This window comes from Macrococcoides caseolyticum (assembly GCF_002902665.1).
Taxonomy (GTDB): Bacteria; Bacillota; Bacilli; order Staphylococcales; family Staphylococcaceae; genus Macrococcoides; species Macrococcoides caseolyticum.
Genome location: NZ_PPRM01000018.1, coordinates 35,102 through 57,220, shown reverse-complemented (window position 1 = coordinate 57,220; position 22,119 = coordinate 35,102). Strand labels below are relative to the sequence as shown.

General features: G+C 37.0%; 24 protein-coding genes and 1 other annotated feature. All 24 genes read right to left on the bottom strand.

The annotated features are described in order from the left end of the window. Positions 1-91: 91 nt before the first annotated feature. Entirely contained in the window at positions 92-2,383 is a 2,292-nt protein-coding gene (gene secDF / locus CD152_RS03645) for a protein translocase subunit SecDF (RefSeq protein WP_103214412.1), read from the bottom strand. A 63-nt stretch (positions 2,384-2,446) separates the two neighbouring features. Then, complete coding sequence (yajC, locus tag CD152_RS03640; protein WP_099482894.1) at positions 2,447-2,725, bottom strand: preprotein translocase subunit YajC; 279 nt, start codon at positions 2,723-2,725, stop codon at positions 2,447-2,449. 11 nt (positions 2,726-2,736) lie between these two features. Beyond that, on the bottom strand, positions 2,737-3,876 hold the full coding sequence (gene tgt, locus CD152_RS03635; protein WP_086038890.1) for a tRNA guanosine(34) transglycosylase Tgt: 1,140 nt from the start codon (positions 3,874-3,876) through the stop codon (positions 2,737-2,739). Between the two features lie 11 nt (positions 3,877-3,887). Further along, positions 3,888-4,910: a tRNA preQ1(34) S-adenosylmethionine ribosyltransferase-isomerase QueA gene (gene queA, locus CD152_RS03630; RefSeq protein WP_103214411.1), complete on the bottom strand. Its 1,023-nt coding sequence runs from the start codon at positions 4,908-4,910 to the stop codon at positions 3,888-3,890. A 2-nt stretch (positions 4,911-4,912) separates the two neighbouring features. Beyond that, entirely contained in the window at positions 4,913-5,926 is a 1,014-nt protein-coding gene (gene ruvB, locus CD152_RS03625; RefSeq protein WP_086038891.1) for a Holliday junction branch migration DNA helicase RuvB, read from the bottom strand. 15 nt (positions 5,927-5,941) lie between these two features. Beyond that, a complete protein-coding gene (ruvA, locus tag CD152_RS03620; RefSeq protein WP_012657185.1) occupies positions 5,942-6,523 on the bottom strand; it encodes a Holliday junction branch migration protein RuvA in 582 nt (193 codons plus the stop codon). 8 nt (positions 6,524-6,531) lie between these two features. Next, entirely contained in the window at positions 6,532-6,978 is a 447-nt protein-coding gene (locus CD152_RS03615; RefSeq protein ID WP_041636046.1) for an ACT domain-containing protein, read from the bottom strand. A 12-nt stretch (positions 6,979-6,990) separates the two neighbouring features. Next, positions 6,991-8,280: a GTPase ObgE gene (gene obgE / locus CD152_RS03610; RefSeq protein ID WP_012657187.1), complete on the bottom strand. Its 1,290-nt coding sequence runs from the start codon at positions 8,278-8,280 to the stop codon at positions 6,991-6,993. Further along, positions 8,281-8,769: a Spo0B domain-containing protein gene (locus CD152_RS03605; RefSeq protein ID WP_157819634.1), complete on the bottom strand. Its 489-nt coding sequence runs from the start codon at positions 8,767-8,769 to the stop codon at positions 8,281-8,283. A gap of 177 nt (positions 8,770-8,946) precedes the next feature. Further along, positions 8,947-9,231 (bottom strand): 50S ribosomal protein L27, encoded by a 285-nt coding sequence (gene rpmA, locus CD152_RS03600; protein ID WP_041636048.1) that lies wholly within the window; start codon positions 9,229-9,231, stop codon positions 8,947-8,949. 10 nt (positions 9,232-9,241) lie between these two features. Continuing rightward, positions 9,242-9,562 carry a ribosomal-processing cysteine protease Prp gene (locus tag CD152_RS03595; RefSeq protein ID WP_103214410.1) on the bottom strand — a complete coding sequence of 107 codons (321 nt, stop codon included), beginning with the start codon at positions 9,560-9,562 and terminating at the stop codon, positions 9,242-9,244. Beyond that, positions 9,562-9,870 (bottom strand): 50S ribosomal protein L21, encoded by a 309-nt coding sequence (gene rplU / locus CD152_RS03590; protein WP_012657190.1) that lies wholly within the window; start codon positions 9,868-9,870, stop codon positions 9,562-9,564. Before rplU ends, CD152_RS03595 begins: the two co-directional genes overlap by 1 nt. 13 nt (positions 9,871-9,883) lie before the next feature. After that, positions 9,884-9,955: a sequence feature (ribosomal protein L21 leader region), on the bottom strand. A gap of 51 nt (positions 9,956-10,006) precedes the next feature. Beyond that, positions 10,007-10,510, bottom strand: coding sequence for a rod shape-determining protein MreD (gene mreD, locus CD152_RS03585; RefSeq protein ID WP_101140254.1), 504 nt, complete (start codon positions 10,508-10,510; stop codon positions 10,007-10,009). Next, positions 10,510-11,373, bottom strand: a complete 864-nt coding sequence (gene mreC / locus CD152_RS03580; protein WP_086038895.1) for a rod shape-determining protein MreC — start codon at positions 11,371-11,373, stop codon at positions 10,510-10,512. Before mreC ends, mreD begins: the two co-directional genes overlap by 1 nt. Before the next feature lie 29 nt (positions 11,374-11,402). Continuing rightward, positions 11,403-12,542: a beta-N-acetylhexosaminidase gene (gene nagZ, locus CD152_RS03575; RefSeq protein WP_103214409.1), complete on the bottom strand. Its 1,140-nt coding sequence runs from the start codon at positions 12,540-12,542 to the stop codon at positions 11,403-11,405. A 149-nt stretch (positions 12,543-12,691) separates the two neighbouring features. Beyond that, positions 12,692-13,102: a DUF4930 family protein gene (locus tag CD152_RS03570; protein ID WP_012657194.1), complete on the bottom strand. Its 411-nt coding sequence runs from the start codon at positions 13,100-13,102 to the stop codon at positions 12,692-12,694. 9 nt (positions 13,103-13,111) lie between these two features. Then, positions 13,112-13,633: a GNAT family N-acetyltransferase gene (locus CD152_RS03565; RefSeq protein WP_197932705.1), complete on the bottom strand. Its 522-nt coding sequence runs from the start codon at positions 13,631-13,633 to the stop codon at positions 13,112-13,114. Between the two features lie 4 nt (positions 13,634-13,637). Beyond that, positions 13,638-15,371, bottom strand: a complete 1,734-nt coding sequence (locus tag CD152_RS03560) for an ABC transporter ATP-binding protein (protein ID WP_012657196.1) — start codon at positions 15,369-15,371, stop codon at positions 13,638-13,640. After that, complete coding sequence (locus tag CD152_RS03555) at positions 15,368-17,107, bottom strand: ABC transporter ATP-binding protein (RefSeq protein ID WP_012657197.1); 1,740 nt, start codon at positions 17,105-17,107, stop codon at positions 15,368-15,370. The genes CD152_RS03560 and CD152_RS03555 overlap by 4 nt, the downstream gene beginning before the upstream one ends. A gap of 266 nt (positions 17,108-17,373) precedes the next feature. Next, positions 17,374-17,736 (bottom strand): hypothetical protein, encoded by a 363-nt coding sequence (locus tag CD152_RS03550; protein WP_041636050.1) that lies wholly within the window; start codon positions 17,734-17,736, stop codon positions 17,374-17,376. Further along, positions 17,736-18,407 (bottom strand): RadC family protein, encoded by a 672-nt coding sequence (radC, locus tag CD152_RS03545; protein ID WP_012657199.1) that lies wholly within the window; start codon positions 18,405-18,407, stop codon positions 17,736-17,738. The genes CD152_RS03550 and radC overlap by 1 nt, the downstream gene beginning before the upstream one ends. Continuing rightward, positions 18,407-19,144 carry a prepilin peptidase gene (locus tag CD152_RS03540; RefSeq protein WP_101057063.1) on the bottom strand — a complete coding sequence of 246 codons (738 nt, stop codon included), beginning with the start codon at positions 19,142-19,144 and terminating at the stop codon, positions 18,407-18,409. Before CD152_RS03540 ends, radC begins: the two co-directional genes overlap by 1 nt. Before the next feature lie 169 nt (positions 19,145-19,313). Further along, complete coding sequence (locus tag CD152_RS03535; RefSeq protein WP_103214407.1) at positions 19,314-20,696, bottom strand: YfcC family protein; 1,383 nt, start codon at positions 20,694-20,696, stop codon at positions 19,314-19,316. Between the two features lie 158 nt (positions 20,697-20,854). Further along, positions 20,855-22,117, bottom strand: coding sequence for a bifunctional folylpolyglutamate synthase/dihydrofolate synthase (locus CD152_RS03530; protein WP_012657202.1), 1,263 nt, complete (start codon positions 22,115-22,117; stop codon positions 20,855-20,857). Between the last annotated feature and the right edge of the window lie 2 nt (positions 22,118-22,119).

The window sequence follows — 22,119 nt, the reverse complement described above, 5'->3', positions numbered from 1 at the left end:
GGATATACGCAATTATTTATTTAAAAAAGCCCAGGGAACTGTAGTTGTATACAGTTCCCTGGGCTTTGTTTGCCGATTGATCCATCAGCCGTTAGACATAAATTTTTTCTTCGTTTGGTTTCTTCTCTTTATAAACAATCAGTTTGCCGTTTGATTTTTTCAGTTGTTGTTTCTTTAACATTCCCCAAAGTGGTACTGCAATAAAGACTGAACTGAAGACGCCAGAAATTAATCCGACAAGCAATGCAACCGAGAAGTTGAAGATACTTGATGCACCGAGTAACATTAATGCGATAACCACGATCAATACTGTCAATACCGTATTGATTGAACGCGTCATCGTCTGACGAATCGAACTGTTAACAATCTGATCGATCTGTTCTGGTGTTGTGATAAGTTTAAGCTTACGTAGGTTCTCACGGACACGGTCAAATGTAACAATCGTATCATTAATCGAATAACCTATAATGGTAAGAACCGCTGCAATAAACGTAACGTCTACTTCGAGACGGAATATACTGAAGAATGCAATGATTAAAAATGCATCGTGTAATAAAGATAATACGGACGTCAGTCCCATACGCCATTCAAAACGGAATGTAACGTAGATGATGATTCCAATCGAAGCGATAATCACGGATTTAATTGCGTTTTTCGCTAATTCTTTACCAATTTCACTTGATACTGTGTTTACGTTTGGCTCGTGTCCATATTTTTCAGAGAACGTTGATTTTAAATCATTGATTTGTTCCTTCGTTAACGGGTCTTTATATTGTACAGATGCCATTTTTGGATTTTCAGCATTTACAACAACATTTTCACTTGGCACCTTTAACGTTTCCAGCTCTTTTTTTAGTCCATCTTCTTTTAATACTTGTTCACTTTTGATATCTACGCGTGAACCACTCTTAAAGTCGATACCTAAATTTAATCCCATCATCGTAATAATGATGCTTCCAATGATAATTGATGCTAATGATAACCCTAGCAATGGCTTTGCTAATTTCACAAAATCAATATGTTCCCAGGCTGATTTTAAATCCTGGACATCCATACCTTCAGCAATATCGTGACGGTGCTTTCTGTTGACCCCAAAGAATGAGAACTTATTGTCAAACATTCCAGAGTTTACAGCAAGTTTGAGTAAGAAACGTGATAAGAATACTTGTGTTACAAAGATCATTATAATACCAAGCAGTAACATCGTTGCAAATCCTTTTACACTACTCGTTCCAAGGAAGAATAGCACTAAGGCGGCCAGCACAGTTGTTAAGTTTGCATCCAAAATTGTTAAGAAAGATGAATTCGAGCCTTTTTTGAAAGCTTGTTTAATGCTTCTTCCGATTCTGATTTCATCCTTAATACGTTCGTACATGATAATATTTGCATCGACTGCCATACCTACACCCAGAACGAGCGCGGCAATACCTGGTAATGTCAAAACACCTGAAATCAAATTAAAGGCGATCATCGTTAACCAGATGTAAACCGACAATGAAATTACGGCAATTGCTCCTGGTAATCTGTAATAGAAAATCATGAACAAGAAGATTAATCCGACACCAATGGCAGATGCCAGTACAGTATCATGTAGTGCATCTTGCCCAAACTGAGCACCCACAGATGTTGAATATACTTCCGTTAACTTCACTGGAAGTGAACCAGAATTTAACAGGTCTGCAATTTGTTTTGCACGAATCAGTCCATCTTCCCCATTAAATCCACCTGAAATTTCAACATTTTGGGAGTTAATTTCCTGTGATACACCTGCTGCACTCACATATTTTGGTTGTTTCCCTTGCTCTTCTTTTTTTGCTTCTTTTTTGTAGCTATCCTTACCTTCTTCAAAATCCATCCATATAACCATTATATTTGGACTTTGTTGAGAGATCTTTTTGGTGATTTTAGCAAATTTGTCGGCTGATTTTAATTTTAAAGTAACGACAGGCGCATTGCTTGTCTGATCAAAGCTTTGCTTTGCACCACCTTGAACAAGATCCTTACCGCTTAATAACAATTTGTCATTTGCATCACGAATTGTTAGATTGGCACTTGTCGATAATATCTTTCTCGCTTCATTCTGGTTTTTTACGCCTGCTAACTGTACTCGAATTCTGTCTTTATTCTCAATCTGAATTTTAGGTTCGCTCACTCCGAGTACGTTGACACGAGATTCAAGCGTCTTACTTGTGGCTTTAACAACTTCCGGTGTAATTTTATCTTCTTTTTCAAGCTTATCAACTTTATAAAGTACCTCAAATCCACCTTGCAGGTCTAAGCCGAGATTTACTTTATTCATAATGTCTTTTGCTGTTACACCCATTGTACTGAACAATAATATAGTCAGCAGCAAAAGGGCAACGATTCTGCTACGTTTCTTCACGCTTTCACCTCTATAATCCTTTTGATGTAAAAAGTATACATCTAAATTCTGAAGGAATCAAAATTATTTATTAGATAATCCTTTTATTGCTTGTTTTTCGAACGTCATTTCAGTACCTTTATTATTGACAATCAAAGTAACAAATTGATTATCTACAGATTTAACAGTTCCTTGTAACCCTCCGATTGTAGCGACTTTATCTCCACGCTTTAAATTTCTGATCAGCTGCTGCTGTTCTTTTGTACGCTTCTGCTGCGGCTTAATCATAAAGAAGTAAGCAACTGCAAAAATTGCAACTAACGGTAATAAATTAAGTAACAATGCTTGTGTTTCTGGACTCATCTCTTTACCTCCTAAAAGTTTTTCGGATTTTCAACGTTTAATCCGTATTCTTCAAAAAATTCTTCCTTAAAATCTAATAAACGGTCATTTCGAATCGCTTCACGCACTTGTTCCATTAAATTAAGTAAGAAATGCAGATTATGAATTGTCGTTAAACGAATACCAAATGTCTCATCCGCCTTAATCAGATGGCGTAAATATGCTTTTGTATAATTTTTGCATGTATAGCACTCACATTTTTCATCTAATGGTGTGAAGTCTCTTTCATATTTAGCATTTTTCACAACAACACGCCCTTTAGATGTCATACATGTCCCATTTCTTGCGATTCGTGTCGGCAATACACAGTCAAACATATCAATACCACGAATTGCACCTTCAATTAATGCATCTGGAGAACCAACCCCCATTAAATATCTTGGTTTATTGAATGGCATAAGTGGCGTCGTATGCTCGAGCATTCGGTACATTATTGGTTTCGGCTCACCTACAGATAGACCACCAATAGCATAACCCGGGAAGTCCATCGAAACAAGGTCCTTTGCAGACTGTGTGCGTAAATCCTCATATTCTCCGCCTTGAATAATACCGAATAATGCTTGGTCCTCGGGACGTTGGTGTGCTTCTAAACAACGTTCAGCCCAGCGTGAAGTTCTTTCGATACTCGCTTTAACGTATTCATATGTTGCCGGCATCGGTGGACATTCATCAAATGCCATCATAATATCGGAACCAAGATCATTTTGAATATGCATTGCCTTTTCTGGGCTTAAAAATAATTTAGAGCCATTTAGATGATGTCTAAAATGTACTCCTTCTTCTTCAATCTTACGCATATCGCTCAAGCTGAATACTTGAAAACCGCCGCTGTCTGTAAGAATCGGACCGTCCCAGTTCATAAACTTATGTAATCCACCCGCCTCACGGATAACATCATTTCCAGGTCGTAACCATAAATGGTATGTATTACTTAGAATAATCTTTGCATTCATTGCTTTTAATTCTTCCGGACTCATCGTCTTAACTGTAGCTTGCGTACCTACAGGCATAAACATCGGCGTTTCAAACGAACCGTGCGGTGTATGCACAATACCAAGACGTGCGCCAGATTGCTTACATGTTTTTATATGTTCATATGTTACTGCGTTCATAGTTCTCTCCTTTAATAGATAAACATTGCATCGCCGAAACTGAAAAATCGATACTTCTCATTCACAGCCTCATTATATGCATTCATTATAAATTCTTTCGTAGCGAGACTTGAAACAAGCATCACTAATGTTGATTTCGGCAGATGGAAATTTGTAATCATCGCATCCACTGCTTTAAACGAATAACCCGGATAAATAAAGATATCCGTCCAGCCACTCTGCGCTGTAAAATGTCCTGAATCATCAGCGATTGTTTCTAACGTACGTGTAGAAGTCGTACCAACTGTAATAATTCGGTTTCCACTATCACGTGTGTCATTTAGTAGCTTTGCTGTTTCTTCGCTCATCTCGTAATATTCACTGTGCATCTTATGGCTTTCAACATCATCAACACTCACTGGACGAAATGTACCAAGACCTACATGCAGTGTGATATATGCAATATTAATACCTTTAGCTTTAATATCTTCAAGCAAAGATTCTGTAAAATGTAATCCTGCAGTAGGTGCCGCTGCACTTCCCGTAGCACGTGCATAGACTGTCTGGTATCGACTTTGGTCTTCTAGTGTTTCTTTAATATAAGGGGGTAAAGGCATCAATCCAAGCTCCTCTAGACGCTCTTGAAGTATCCCTTCATAGTTCAGCTGCATAATTCGACCACCCTGATCAAGTTCCTCCACACAAATTGCAACAATCTTACCTTCACCAAATGATATGCGCGTTCCAATCGTAACACGCTTTGCTGGCTTAATCAGAACCTCCCAGCCGTTGTCATGTTCTGTCAGCATCAGCATTTCAATCTTCGCACCCGTATCTTCCTTTACACCGAACAATCGTGCCGGCATAACCTTGGTATCATTTAGTACCAAAGTATCTCCGGTATTCAAATAATCGATTATCGATTTAAAGTTTGTATGCTTGATTTCGCCCGTATGCTTATTCAGTGTAAGGAGTCGACTCGCTGTACGGTCCTGCAATGGTGTCTGCGCAATAAGAGACTCCGGTAAGTTAAAATCAAATTCATTTACATCCACAATTATTTCCTCTTTTCATTAACATATGGCACATTCAGATGTTCATAGGCATGTATAGTTGCAACACGCCCTCGTGCAGTTCTTTCTAACAAGCCTTTTTGGATCAAGTAAGGTTCATAAACATCTTCTAGTGTTATGCGTTCTTCTCCTATTGAGACTGCAATCGTATCTAATCCTACAGGCCCACCGTTATAACGTTCGATGATAGCACGTAAAATCTTGTGGTCGATATGGTCAAGTCCATATCGATCTACTTGTAATAGATTCAATGCGTGTGTCGTCATCTCAATATCAATTAGTCCATTATTTCTAACTTGTGCAAAATCTCTTACACGCTTTAACAGTCGATTGGCTATCCTTGGGGTCCCACGACTTCTTAGTGCAATTTCTTGCACAGATTGTGCATCTATTGAAACCTCGAACACATCTGCAGTTCTTGACACAATATGGGACAAGTCTTTCATATCATAATAATCTAATCTCAGATGCACACCAAATCGATCCCTAAGTGGTGCCGATAAACTTCCTGCTCGCGTAGTCGCGCCAACAAGTGTGAACGGTGGAAGATCGATTCTAATGCTCCGTGCTTCTTCTCCCTTTCCAACTACAATATCTAAGCAGAAATCTTCCATCGCAGGATAGAGTACTTCTTCTACAACGCGAGAAATTCTATGAATTTCATCAATGAACAAAACGTCACCCGCATTTAAGCTCGACAAGATTGCCGCTAAATCTCCTGGTCTTTCAATTGAGGGTCCAGAAGTAATCTTAATATTGACATCGAGTTCATGCGCAATAATATTCGCAAGCGTCGTCTTACCTAATCCTGGAGGTCCGTAGAGTAATACATGATCAAGCGCTTCATTTCTGAGCTTTGCAGCTTGAATAAAAACATCAAGATTCTCCTTAATCTTATGCTGCCCGATATATTGAGAAAGTCTCTCGGGTCTAAGGGAGAGCTCTTCTTCAACTTCATAGTGATCAATTAAATTGTTATCAACGATTCTATCGTCCAAAATAACACATCCTTTTTATGACACAAACATCTGCAATCCTTGCTTAACATATTCATCAACGGTGCTAAACTGTTTTTTCTTGAGCTCTTTTTCAATCTTAGTAATCTCTCTCTTTGAGTATCCTAGTGCTTCAAATGCAAGTAATGCTTCGTTTAATAGTGTATCATTTACTTCTTTGAATAATTCACTTTCATCCGTAATCGTCAATTTACCTTTTAAATCTAGAATGATTTGTCTCGCTGTCTTCTTTCCTATTCCTGGAAATTTAATCAAATAACTTTCACTTTCCGACTCGATTGCTTTAATAATCTCTTGAGGAGTGCTTGTAGCTAATATTGCAAGCGCTGATTTTGGCCCAATTCCTGTTACTTTATTCAAAGCATTAAACATCGCTTTCTCTTCCTCGTCTTTAAAACCATAGAGTAGCTGTGCATCTTCTCTTACAACGAGCTGCGTATGAAGTGTAATCATCTGATCTAGCTGATGATTAAACCGGTAAGGATTCGGAGTTAGACATTCATATCCTATCCCGCTCACTTCAATTACGAGATGTGTTGGTAGTATTGTCATTATTTTACCTTTTAAATATGCGTACATAGTTCCTCCTATAAGCTCATTCCAAGAAGCTTTACATCATTAACATGCTCTATCGAACTAATCACTTCAATAAGTTCATTGATCGTCATATCGATATCTGTAGCATTCAATGAAATTGTAATGGTCGTCTTCTCTTTAATTGGAATAGTCTGATGTATCGTTAATACTGATCCATTATGTAAAGCAATAAAGGATAATATCTCACTTAAAAGGCCGACCTTATCATCAACTTGTACCATTATCGTCAAATTCTTCTCACGTGTCTTTTCATCAACCGGAAAGATCGTATCTTTATATTTATAATAAGCACTTCGTGACAAATCGTGTTTTTTAACGGCATCAAAGATAGATAGTTTAGGATTCTTATCGAGTAGATCCTTAATCAATAGGGTTTTCTTTACAGATTCAGGCAGTACATCTTCACGTATTAAATAAAATTTCTTTTGTGTCGTCATCAAATACACCTTCTATTCAATAAATTCAAATTCACCACGTAGAATACGTACCGTATCTCCATTTTTTGCTCCACGTTCACGCAATGCATCATCGATTCCCATCGTACGCATTTGTCTAGCAAAACGGCGTACCGACGCATCTCTTGTGAAGTCTGTCATCTTGAACAGACGTTCTATTGAGTTACCGCTTACGACGTAGGCACCGTCATCATCACGCGTAATCTCAAAATGATCCACTGATTTCTCATGTTTATACATGACGCGATGAACTGCACTCGCTTCTTCATCTAGATCATAATCGATATCTTTCGTTTCATCCAGTAAATCAGCGGTTTTATATAGTAATGTATCAATATTTTGATATGTTGCCGCGCTCAGTTCGATGATTTCAACGTCTTCTTTCAGTTTAGATTTAAACTCTTGTAAATATTCCTCTGCATTTGGCATATCCATCTTGTTCGCTACAATAATTTGTGGACGACGTGCAAGCTTTTCATTATATTGCTTCAATTCTTTGTTTATCGTTGTATAGTCTTCAAACGGATCACGACCATCTGTACGTCCCATATCGATCATATGGATGATAACACGCGTACGCTCAACATGTTTAAGAAACTGATGTCCAAGCCCAACACCTTCTGATGCTCCTTCGATTAACCCAGGAAGATCTGCCATCACAAAACTACGTTGATCTTTCGTCTGAACTACCCCAAGATTTGGTTTAATCGTAGTAAAATGGTATGCACCGATCTTAGGCTTCGCTTTAGAAACAATAGATAGCAAAGTAGATTTCCCTACACTTGGATACCCAACAAGACCAACATCAGCCAGTAACTTTAATTCGAGTGAAACTTCTATTTCCTCACCCGGCTCACCATTCTCACAGAAGTCAGGTGCCGGGTTACTTGCAGATGCAAAACGAGAATTCCCTCGCCCGCCACGACCACCACGTGCAACTACTGCACGTTGTTCATGTGTTACCAAGTCTGCAATAATTTCGCCTGTCTCTGCATTTTTGATAACTGTGCCTGGCGGAACTTTTAACACTAGGTCCTTCGCTCCGCGGCCATGCATATTACTCGACTGTCCATTTTCACCTGGCTCTGCTTTAAACATACGTTGAAATCTGAAATCAAGCAATGTTCTAAGTCCCTCATCTACTTCAAATACAATAGAAGCACCTTTACCACCATCACCACCTGCTGGTCCACCGAGCGGCACATACTTTTCACGTCGGTAAGCAACGATTCCGTTACCTCCATCTCCTGCTTTTAAATTAATCTTTACCTGATCTATAAACATTTAGACACCTCTTTTATTTATTTCATATTCATATTCTACTAAATTCTGATTCATTTCAGTTATTGCCGGATGTATCGTTTTATCTATAATTCTCCCTGTTAAAACAAATAACAGTTCAAATGCAGCTTCAGTTTCAAAGATACTGATCGTTATCAGGCCCTTTTCTTCAATACGATGTCCGGCATCAGCAAACACGTCATTAAATATTGATGAAACACGCGTATCATATAAGCCAATTGCACTTGATAGCGTATCTATTTCAAATGCGAAATCAAATTTATGCTGTTCTATTCTGTATCCTATGTAACAATCAATCGTCTGATTTAATGGCAACTTTAAAAAGTCCTGCTCATCTTTAAATGACATGACAACGCTTTGAATAAGCTTATCTCTTTTCTCATGTTGACCGAGCTGTGTATATGTGTCTATCAACTGCAATTGGTTTGCAAAATCATGTTTCATCTTAAAGTATATATCTCGGCGATTCATCTCCTCACCTCTTACATAGTATAACATGGAATAACACTTTGTATACGTCAGACGAACAATATTGTCATCATTAAAAAAAGGACAGCATACAAAATCATCGAGGATCTTGTACATGTCCGGTATTAAATAAAATGAAAAAAAGACTTGAGACAACTGTCCCAAGTCCCATGATTCACATTATTTCGCTTCAGCGTATACTGATACTTTCTTTTTGTCGCGTCCGAAACGTTCGAATTTAACAACGCCATCAATTTTAGCGTAAAGCGTATCATCTCCACCACGACCTACGTTCTCACCAGCGAAAATTTTAGTACCGCGTTGACGGTATAAAATTGAACCACCAGTTACGAATTGACCGTCAGCACGTTTAGCACCTAAACGTTTTGATTCAGAGTCACGACCGTTACGTGTAGAACCTACCCCTTTTTTCGATGCGAAGAATTGTAAGTTTAATTTTAACATGAGTTACACCTCACTTATAATTTAATTTTATATACTGTCCGTATTCAGCTTCAATTGTCTGGAGAGACACGAGCATTGACTGTATGATCAGTTGTGCTTCCTTATTATTAAGATCCACAACTCTTGCAGTAAAATAACCGCCATCATCTGCATAGTCAATATCGGGTCTTTCATCCGTCAAACCCATAACTGCATTCATACTACCAAATACAACGGCTGATGCACCCGCACATACAAGATCCTGCCCATGAGGTGAACTATCCGCATGTCCTTCCATAGTAAACTCAGTTACTTGTCCATCTTCATTGACCAAGACGGTAACATTAATCATTATGCGTTAATCGCTTCAATAACTAATTTTGTATAAGGTTGACGATGACCTTGTTTACGTTTGTAGTTTTTCTTTGGTTTGTATTTGAATACAGTGATTTTTTTACCACGACCGTGTTTTTCAACTTTCGCTGTAACAGTAGCACCTTCAACTACAGGTGAACCAACTTTAACTGTTTCTCCACCAACCATTAATACTTGATCAAACGTGAATGTTGAACCTTCTTCTGCGTTTAACTTCTCAACCCAGATTTCTTGACCTTGTTCAACTTTTAATTGTTTTCCACCAGTTTCAATAATTGCAAACATACTTGCACCTCCTATTATTTATAAGTCACGCCATCTTTAGGTGGATTACTCACTTAAACCTAAAGTTGTGCGGTTGTATGTAGCTTGAAACTACTCAACTTCCATATAATATCATCAGTATTGTAAATAGTCAATTTTAAATTGTATATTTATCTAATATTTTAAGAAGTATCGGAAACACAATGATAATAAACAGAAAATTAATAAGCAATGTCGGAATCAAGTGCGCAAACACAAACCCGAAATAACCCGCTGTAGCTAGCCCAAGTACCTTAACTGTTACAAACTTAAAGCTTTCGAATAACAATACAAATAACAGCAATAAAGCAACCATCATCTTTAAGTCTTTATAGAAAACTTTAAAGAGCTGGTCCATCAGCAACACTGCAATAATAAATCCAAATGTATAGAGCCCATATATATTACCAATGTAAATGTCACATAGAATACCAAATAAAATTGCCAGGATCAGTGCAATCTTCGGATTCTTATATACCGTTAGTACCAGCAAGTATATTAACATGAGGTGCGGTATAAAGTAGAGCTCATATCCAAAGAAGTTTATAGGCATAAATGTCGTGATTAAATTATTTATAAGTAGCAGTAACCATCCGATAGCAGGGAAGATAATGATTTGCATTACTCTTCACTTCCTTCAAGCGTAACAGCTTTTGGACTTTTCTTCGCGATATATACTTGGGAAAGACCTTTTAAATCTGCTGAAGTTTCAACATACGCAATCTGACTAAGACCATACTCATCATTTTCTACTTTTTTAACTTTCCCTATAAGAATCCCTTTAGGAAACTGACCTCCGAGTCCACTTGTTACAACTCTCGTTCCCACTTTAACTTTAACATTATTATCAATGTCAGAAATGACGAGTAAGTTCTTCTTATCATCAAAGTGATCCACCATACCGAAAATTTCTTCGGCACCCTGCTGAAGCGTGACACTGATTTTACTTGCTTTAACACTTGAAGTAATCATTTCCACTTGTGATGAGTAGCTATTTACTTTCTTTAGTCGCCCGACCAATCCTTCAGTCGTAACTACAGCCATGTTCTCTTTGAAACCGGAAGTTCTTCCTTTATTAATGATCATCGTATTCATCCACTGATCATGATTCCGGCTGATGACAGTTGAAATTTCAGGCTCATAGATGGAAATACTTTCTGTCTTTAAGGCATGACGCAATTCCTGATTCTCTTTATCAAGCCTGTAGTTATCAGCTTCCACCTGCTCAAACCCCTTTATCTTTTGTTTGAGCTTCTTATTTTCTTCATTAGCATCCCACATATGTATTAAATCACTGAAGTTCGATGCTATAAACATGGCAGGATAAGATACAATACGCTGACCAGCTGCAACCGTATCTCCAGCAAATGCTTCTGCTGTAGAAGTTGAGCGCTCTTTTAAAGAGACACCGACTAATACGATAAAGACAATCAGCCCAAATAAAATAAAGACCAGTTTATTTCTTTTGTAGAAATTAGGCAACATTAACACCTCATTATAGAATATTCAATATATTATAAGATACCATATTTAAGCTTTAATCTGATTATTTTTTCATTATTTTCATCAATTATTTTTTTATCTATATTGCCGTTTTCAACATTTGATCTGACATATTGAATCAGTGTATTAACATCTACAGCATCACTTCCGATAAGCATGATTGTCTCACCCGACTGCAACCCACGAACAACTGCTTCATTCAAGGAATAGCGATCGCTGATTGCACCCATACTTAGATCATCTGAAATGATAACGCCTTTATATCCGAGCTTCTTCTTTAATATATTGGTCACAATTTCTTTACTGATAGATGCCGGATACTTATTATCGATATCTGGAAATGAAATATGGCTGACCATCAGCATATCGATGCCATCATCAATATGTTGTTTGAAAGGAATCAGTTCAAACTTCATAAGCTCATCAAGTGATTTATTGCTCACAGGAAGTGTCTCGTGACTGTCTGAAACTGTATCTCCATGCCCTGGAAAATGTTTACCACTCGTAATGATTCCTGTCTCGGTTATTCCTTGACGAAACGAACGGCTCATTCCCGAAACCATGTGTGCATCGTGACCAAAGCTTCTATCTCCAATTACTTTATTCGCTGGGTTGCTCCAAATATCCAGTACAGGTGCAAAATCCAGATTAAATCCCATACGTTTCACATTTTCTCCAATATATCTACCTTGCTGATATGCATACTGTTTATCATGCGATAAACCTATCGTATAGGCGGATTCAATATTTTGTATAGAAGCCGGCAATCGGTTTACTCTACCTCCTTCCTGATCTATTCCGATAAACATCGGTATATTAGCAGTATTGTGAAAGATATCCCGATTCAGTTGCGTTAACTGAGATTCATTCACTATATTTCTCTTAAACAAAATAACACCACCAATATTGCGAGCGGAATATCTTTTTAAAGCTGCATTATAATCCGTGCCGTCAAAGCCCAGCACAAGCTGTTGCGCTATCTTTTCTTCAAGCGTCATCGAACTTACATAATAAGTCGTCAGATCAACATGTGATAACTTCTGTATTTCAACAATAGGATGCTGTGCCTTAGCTATTTTATGGTTAGTGCATGCAGTTAATATTAAAAAGACAGGGATAAGTAGAATCAAAATAAAGTGATTATGTTTCATATATTCTCCTAGTTCACAGTGTGGGACGTAAGTATGATAATATTCTAAGCTATATTAAGTTGTTTATAAAAAAACAAGAACTATACAGAAAACAACATACATTTTCTATGCATAGTTCAAGTTATGTTAATGGTATAATTATCATACCATTAATAGGATGAAATATCCTTTAATTCAATTCTTTGACTGCGTTCTGTTAATGCCTGATTTAATGTATATTCATCAGGAAAGACGAAGACCTGCTGTTCCCCAAATCGGTAGAGAATATAATCATTACCACGCTTACCAGCCAGATACTCATCGTTATATCCCATTAAAGTTAAACCCGATACTGCCATAAACTCCTGCTTATCCATGAAATTAAATGCATTTTTAACTTGAGATAAAGGAATATTTCTAAATAATGCATTATCTTCCAGGTTGTATGTCACTGCGTCGCTTTCGCTGCCTGATTGATTCGGACTATTAGTAAAAGGATTGAGCTGTATAATCAAATATATCATGATACATACAGTCACAATCAATATTAATTTTATTATTCCTTTCAAAAATTTAAACATTCGGATCCCCTACTTTCTTACATAACTATAATGTAAAACAAGGATAGCTTCATCCGTCTTAAGATGGAAATCACGAGACATTACGTAAAATTTTGTGAGAGTTCCATCTTCAATCATCGATATTTCCTTATTAAATTCAAATCCGATACGATGGTATAAATAAATCGCTCTCGTGTTAAATGATGCCACTGTAAGTCTGAAATGACAGATATCTTGATATTCATGATAAAAGTGCATGATCATCTTAATAAATGACCTGCCATAACCTTGACCGATAAATTTTGGATTCAGTGCGAAACCAAAGTCAATAACATAAGCATCTGTCATCATAAAATCGACTTGGGCACTCTCACCGTCGCAAAAAAATCCAAATATATCATCATCCTTATATACAATATAATAATGTCCATTCAAAAATTCCTGAATGGCACTTTGCTCGCCATTCAGGTTATAGGATGCATATGTTTCTCCAAAATTCCATAAACTTATAGTTCGTGCACTTTCTTCATCCATCCTGCTAATTATAAGCATGTCTCTACCTACCTGATTGTAATGCATACATTTTAGCATATTGACCTTGAAGTGCAATCAATTCGTCATGCGTACCATGCTCAATAATCTCACCCTTATCCAGCACGAGAATCTGATCTGCATTCTTGATTGTAGATAGTCGATGTGCAATAACAAATGTTGTACGACCACTCTTTAATACATCCATGGCCTGCTGAATCATCGCTTCAGTTTCTGAATCAATACTAGCTGTCGCTTCATCAAGTATTAATATTTTCGGATCAAATGCAAGCGCACGTGCAAACGAAATTAACTGACGCTGTCCGCTCGATAATGTCGCACCACGTTCCACCACTTCTGTGTCGATCCCCTGCTCCAGCGACTGCAGTACTCGATGACCGCCTACACGCATTAATGCATGTTCTGCAGTTTGGCGTGATATACGGTTATCTCCCAACGTAATGTTGCTTAGGATAGTGCCTGTATATAAGTATGGATCCTGTAGGACGATACCCATACGACTTCTCATGGACGCTTTTGTCACCGACTTCGTATCTACTCCATCGATTAGAATCTGCCCTTCAGTTGGATCATAGAACCTAAAGAGCAGGTTCATTATAGAACTTTTACCTGAACCTGTATGACCGACTAAACCGATTGTCTGTCCAGGTGCTGCATGGATATTAATATCTTTAAGGACAAGTTCATCTTTTTTATAGCCAAATGATACATTTTGAAACTTTACTTCTCCACGTGTTATCAACAGTTCACCCTGTTCGATGATTTCCGGCGTTTCATCCATCATTTCAAACACACGATTGCTTGATACACGTGCTTGTTCTAATACACTTAGCTGATTAACGATATTGAACATTGGATTAAATAATCGCGTCAAATAATCTACAAGAATATACATCATCCCTGCTGTTAATGTCGCTTCATTCGATAAGAATGACTGACCAAATATATAAATCATGATTAAAAACACCGCAGAACGTATAATGCCCATCAAATTATGACTCGTTAATGAATCCAGCTTAATAATTCGTTCATAGTTCTTCAGATACTCTTTATTCAGTTCGTCGTATTCACGCTGTATCTTCGCTTCTTGATTAAAAGCCTGAATAATCGTCATCCCATTGATCGATTCATTCAGCATCGCATTCATATCACTGTTTCGTTCACGAACAATATGATTATACTTATCTGAAATCTTACGATAGAGCATCAGCCAGAAAAACAGTAATGGTACAACAATCAGTGCCAGCAATCCTACTTTTGCATTAAAATAGAATATGACTATAATAATTCCTAAAATATTTGCAAAACCTGCGATATATGTTGGAAGCATCACTGTAAAAAGTTCAAGGATCGTCTGAGTATCATTCGTTATTCTTGCAACAACTTTTCCAGCGGGCAAGTTATCAAAATATTTTATCGGTAATTTCTGAATATGTTCAAACAAGTTCGTTCGTAGATGCTTTATAACATTTGAACCCGCTGTCTGAAAGACAATTGTCTGATAATAGCTCATAATTGCATAGACTACAGCAATAAGAAAATATAATCCAAGCAGCTGCAATATAGGCTGCATATTGATTGTTTCACCTGCATCTTTGATATGATGATCGATAATGTACATTCCTATTACAGGACCTAACAATTCAGTAACGACCGCAAAGAAAAGAATGATAAAACCTGCAATAAATAATTTCTTTTCTTTTACTGCTTCATGATAGAGACGTTTCGTCGTACTCATGACGACTCACCTCCTAGTTGTTGTCGATCAAACTGTTCTTTATACCATCCATTCTGTGCAATTAATTCATCATGTGTACCTTCTTGTACAATGACTCCTTCAGCCAGCACGACAATATGCTCGGCGTGCTGTACAGCAGAAAGTCTATGCGTGGAAATAATGGTTGTCTTGCCTTTACGTGAAGATTCTATATTCTCGATAATCGCTGTTTCTGTCTTTGCATCTACAGCACTTAAAGAATCATCAAGTATAAGAATATCTGGATTTTTAATCATCGCACGTGCAATCGATATACGCTGCTTTTGACCTCCAGATATCGCTATCCCTTTTTCTCCTACCAATGTATCCAGACCAGATGGCAGTCGTTTAATATCTTCATTAAAGTTTGCAAGGCGTATAGCTTCAGCGATTTCCTCCTCTGTCGCATCGTCTTTACCAAACTTAATATTTTCTCGAATTGTCCTTGAGAATAAGATGTTTTCCTGGGATACGTAACCAATTTTATCTCTTACTTCTTTTTTTGTTAATCGATCCAGATTGACATTTCCTAAAGTTATCACACCTCGTCCAAGTGGATATTCTTTTAGTATCTGCTTAATTAATGTCGTCTTTCCACTTCCAGTCGGACCAACGATCCCTAAAGTATCTCCTGTGTCCAGATGAATCGAAATATTCGATAGATTGACTGTTTCGCTCGATGGATATTGGAACGTCACTGCTTCAAATGCTACATTATGGTCATCAGGTACTACATGGTCAATCGGTTCCATTAAGGTATCCTGAGCATCTAACGTTTCCATCACACGATCCAATGACGCATTACCACGCTGCATAATATTAAAGAGCATACCAATTGCAAACATTGGCCATATAAGCATATTCAAATAGACGTTAAATGAAATCAATGCGCCTACCGTAATTTCGCCTTGATTGACGAGAAAGCTTCCATACCCTAGTGCAATCATAAAACTTAAAGCAGTAATAATAATAGTAAGCGGCTTAAATAACGCATCAAGTTTCTCTACATGGATAAATTTATTTACTACATCTGTCGTCATACGACGGAAGCGTTCATTTAAATTTTCTTCCTGAGCAAACGCTTTTGACACCCTTACTCCTTCTATAGACTCAAGTACACTGTCATTCATTTCACCAAATGCATCCTGACTCACTATATAACGTTCGTGAATCATCTTACCAAGTTTCTGCTCTATTATCGCTAAAAATGGAAGCGGCAACAATGCGGCTAACGTTAATTTCCAGGATACAAGGACTGCCATTGTTGCAATGATTGTAATCATGTAAGTCGTACTATCGACTAATGTCAATATTCCGAAACCAACAGTCATACGAATTGCACTTAAGTCATTTGTCGCTTTGGCCATCAAGTCACCTGTTCTGTTTTTCTCATAGAATCCCGGACTCATCGTCAGAAACTTTGCCATCAACTTTCTGCGCATTATACTTTCGAGCAGCTGGGATCCATTAAAGAGTAGATAACGCCATAAGAAATTGATGACATAACTAAGGATAATCGTAATTAGGAAGACAAGCATTATCCAGTTAAACGTTGATGCGTTCAACGTCTTCAAATTAACTGCATCTATCGTCTGACCAATCAGCCATGGCGGAATGACTTCAACTACATTTGCTATTAACAAAACGATGATCGCAATAATATAACGTTTCTTCTCCTGTTTAAAAAACCAGCTTAACTTACTTAAAACATCAAACATATTCCATCTCCTTTCTCCTTAAACACAAAAAAGCACACACTCCCATAAAATGAAAGCATGTGCGCTTTTATATCTAGAGAGATCTCCCTGCAATCACATAAATTTATGCGCTGCACGAGGAAAATATTGAATTTCTTGTTGTATCAATACAAAATGTATTAATTTGTTCATCTTATTTTCCTCCTTTCTCTTTAAGTTATTTCCATCATAATTTAATCTTCTGAAAATTTCAATAGTTTATATGAATAAATTTCGAAAATCGAATTTTAGTAATCTGCAAGATACAAAATTTGATACTTTCCTTTATCTATTAATATTAAGCGCTTTAAGTCTTTATGAAGCTGAGAAATGTGATCAAAATATATCGCTTCGTATTCATATGAACCAAAGAACGGCCCTGTATAATACGGAAGTCTCATAGGTGCATCACTAGGACGAGACTGTATAGCTTTTACTGCGCTCAATAAATAAAATAGGTCGTCAGCTGTCACTTCACATTGTCCAGGATTATCCAGCTTATATTTCTTATCAAAATATCCGTGCAATGCATTGAACTTTCTATAGTAGGCCAGTTCTATACGTTCACGTGTGACTTTATCTTCAACATAGAAATACATATCAAGTCCCATTAAAGTATCCCCTTTTCTTTTATACTGACATAATAACCATCTCCTATAATAATATGATCCAGTACGTCTATCCCGAAGATCTCTCCACATTTAATCAAACGTTTTGTAGCTTCTATATCTTCATAGCTCGGTTCTGGATCTCCAGAAGGATGATTATGCACAACAATGATTGCTGCTGCACTTCTTTTAACCGCTTCCTTAAATACTTCTCTCGGATGTACAATAGATGCATTCAGTGAACCGATGAATATCGTTGATTCATGCATCACGATATTCTTTGTATTCAGTGATAATACGATAAAATGTTCCTGAGTCATATAACGCAGACGTTCCATCAATAAATTTGCTGCACATGCAGGTGATTTCACTTTTATCCTTGTCTCTTTCGTATGCGTATGCATTCTTATGGCAAGTTCTATGATAGCAAGAATCATTGCTGCTTTCTTCTGGCCTATGCCTTTAATTGTAATCAGCTCCTGAAATGTCATATATCTTAAGTCTCCAATATGACCTATATGTTCCAGTAAGCGCTGTGCCACCGTATAAACATTTTCTTCTCGAACACCGCTGCCAATAATAAGAGAGAGTAGTTCTTGATTTGTTAGCTGTGCAGCACCATAAGTTAAAAGTCTTTCTCTCGGTTTATCACATTCCAGTGTAATCATCTGCATTAAACAAACCCTCCAAAATAAATATATTTAATATCCTGGTACAAATACATCACCACAAAGAAACTTGCAGCAATAAATGGAACAAGCGGAATCTTTTTTAAATTTCTTTTATAGGATAAAAATACCATGCTGGCAAAACCTCCAATTAGATATGTCATAAAGAACATTGCAATGTAATAAGGGATTGGCAGAAAAATAAGTAAAATTACGAAAAGTTTGATATCTCCATATCCGATGCTTTTTGTTACGAAGAAGAATATATGCAGAAGCAGAATAATCAGCAATTTGATCATAATATGTTCAAATTTGATTTCGGAAATTGTTTCGCTATGAAAGATAAATAGATACGTATAACCTATCATTAAGCAAGAAAAGAATAACGTAAGCAACTGATTAGGGATGGTGTATGTTTCAATATCAATGATCGAAAGCGGGATCAAAAAAATTGTGATTGTAAGTGCGATATTAATATGAATTATACTATTTAAGGAAAATATATATACGAAAGCAGCACCCATCAGTAGTTCACCCCATAACAATTCAGGTGGTATATGTATGCTACAGTATTTACAACGTCCCTTTAGCATAAAATATGAAATGACTGGAATCAAATCTTTAGCTGATAGTTTATGATGACACTTAAGACACCTAGAACGACGGAATAAACTGTTCTGGTCATTGATGCAACTTATAAAAGAACTAAAGCACGCACCGAGCAAAAAAATGATGACTGTCATAATTCACCTCACTTTCGCTTATAATATATAACAAAAAATAAATCCTGTAAAAAGTCCATTTTTTAAAAATAACTGTGATTTTGATACATCTATTAAAAAATTTCTAGACTAAAATTAAAAAACTGCATAAATTATATGCAGTTTTTTAATTTTAGTAATATTTTATTTTTTATAGATACATATAAAGTATCAGTCCTCCAAGACATATCAAAACCCATATTGCAGAAATTCTCCAGACAAATTTCAGCCACTTATTATATGGAATACCAGCGACTGCCAATAAGCCCATAAGACTGGCACTTGTCGGAATGATATTGTTACTGATGGCATCCCCATATTGGAACGCCATAACGGCAACCTGCCGATTAATCCCCAGAAGGTCACTGATAGGCACCATAATCGGCATTGTAGTCATCGCCTGGCCTGAACCAGAAGGGATAAAGAAGTTCAGTATAAGCTGTGTTAAGAACATTGCGACTACTGAAAAGGCAGCAGGTAGATGGTCGATAAAATCTGTCATATGAAAAACAATTGTATCAATAATCTTGCCAGAAGTGAGTACGACAACAATAGCCTTAGCAAAACCTACAATCATCGCACCAAACAGAATATCCTTCATACCCTCAAGCAATGCATCGAATGTCCCGTTAACCCCGAGTCCTCCAATGATTCCGACAACAATACCCATAATTAGAAAGTTTGCACTCATCTGTGTTAAAAACCAGCCAAACTTGAATATACCATAAACATTGATAATTATCGTTGCAGCTAGAATCACTAAGATAACAGCATGACGCTTTTTAAAAGAATCAAATTTAGTATCGAGCACATCATCACTCATTGTTCTTCTCTCTTCTACGTTCACATCATATAATAAACTTTTTTCAGGGTGCGCCTTAACTTTCTTAGCATAATGCATTACATAAAGAATGCCCGTAAATAAGACAAGCAAATAAATCAAAGTACGATAGCCCCACCCAGAAAATAACGGCACTTCCGCTATACTTTGTGCGATTCCGACCGTGAATGGATTAATCATGCCACCTAAGAATCCAATCCCTGCACCTAGAGCGATCATTGCAGCTCCAACCATGGCATCATATCCTAGTGCTGTCGCTAATGCAATTCCGATAGGTACAAATATAATTGTCTCTTCACTGAGACCAATTGAAAACCCAAGAATACTAAACATAATCATCGTAATCGGAATCAGCCATCTTCCATGACGACCGACACGTTCCATTAATGCGTTGACTCCAGTAGTAATGGCATCGGTACGATGTATAATACCAAAAGCTCCACCGACGATAAATATATAGAAGATAATCTCTCCACCTTCTATTAGACCGTTCGGAATAGACCTAAATATCTCAATTGGTGCAACTGGTGATTGCGTTACATGATGATAGGAACCATTGATAACTTCTGTTCGGTCTTCTACTTTCTGACGTTCAAATTCTCCAGCAGGTATGATATATGTCATGAAAGTTGCGAGACAGACAATTATAAGCAGTAGTAAATATGTATGTGGCATCTTTAATTTAAAATTCATACAATTCCCCCCTTTTTGTTAGCATTCCCTAATTTATAAAGTACATTCAAAAATTTCAGATTTTAAATGTATTTTTTCTTCAGAATACAAAAAACTTTCGGCAATGCATGAATCTCTTGATTCCTACATTTTCCGAAAGTTTATTTTTTTAACAAGATTTATTGTCTTAATCTATCTTTTACGGCACTAATAAAATACAGGCTTCCTGTTACAAGCAGTACATCACCTTCATAGTTTCTGATAAAATCTGCGTAATCTTTTACTTTAATTCGTTTATCATGCTCGACATGTTCATATAAAGTGTCAAGCGGCAGCGCTTTAGGAAAATCAAATGATGTTACATAGAAGTGCTCACTAATTTCTTCCAGAGACTTTAACATGCGACCGATCGGTTTTCCATCGATTGCGGAGAACAACACATCAATCTTATGACCTGCATAATGAGATTTCATCGTATCAACTAACACTTCAATTGATTCAAGATTATGTGCGCCATCCAATATAATTGTAGGATGCTCCTGGATTTTCTCTATACGACCGGTCCAAGTTGTATCTTCAATTGCATGAATCATTTTATTAAAGTCCAGAAGAAGCATACCTCTATCATACATTTCAAGTAATGTAGCAATTGCGAGCGCTGCATTTTCCTGCTGATGCGTACCGATCATCTTCAATTCAATCGCCTCAAGTTCGTAGGATTTATATCGAAATGTAAACTCATCCCCTTTTTGAACGATTTGAATATCTCTGTCCAGCTTGATGCCTTTAATATGCTTTTCAGCGACGACACTATTGATATACTCCTGTGCATCTTCATTCTTAACCGCATAAACTAACGGTACTCCAACTTTAATGACACCCGCTTTTTCTTTAGCGATATCTATATAAGTATCTCCGATAATATTTGTATGATCTAACCCAATCGATGTTAATATCGACATGACCGGTGTAAATACATTTGTAGAGTCATTCTTTGCTCCAAGTCCTGCTTCAACAATTACAAAGTCTACAGGATGAACAGCACCAAAATAAACAAACATCATCATCGTAATAATCTCGAATTCTGTTGCAGTACCAAGATCTGTTTCTACTTCCAGCTGCTCGCTTACCGGCTTCACAATTTCAACGAGTTGCACGATTTCCTCATCAGATATCGGCTGACCGTTTAAACTGATACGCTCGTTAAACGTTTCAATATATGGACTTGTAAATGTACCGACTTCATAATGGTTAGCTATAAGTGCATCTTTAAGATAGCTTACAGTCGACCCTTTTCCATTCGTACCTACGACATGAATACCCTTTATCTTGTGCTGTGGATTATCGAGTTTATCGAGCATCCATTCCATTCGTTTTACACCAGGTTTAATACCGAATTTATAGCGTTCATGTATCCAATATAAACTCTCTAAATAATTCATAG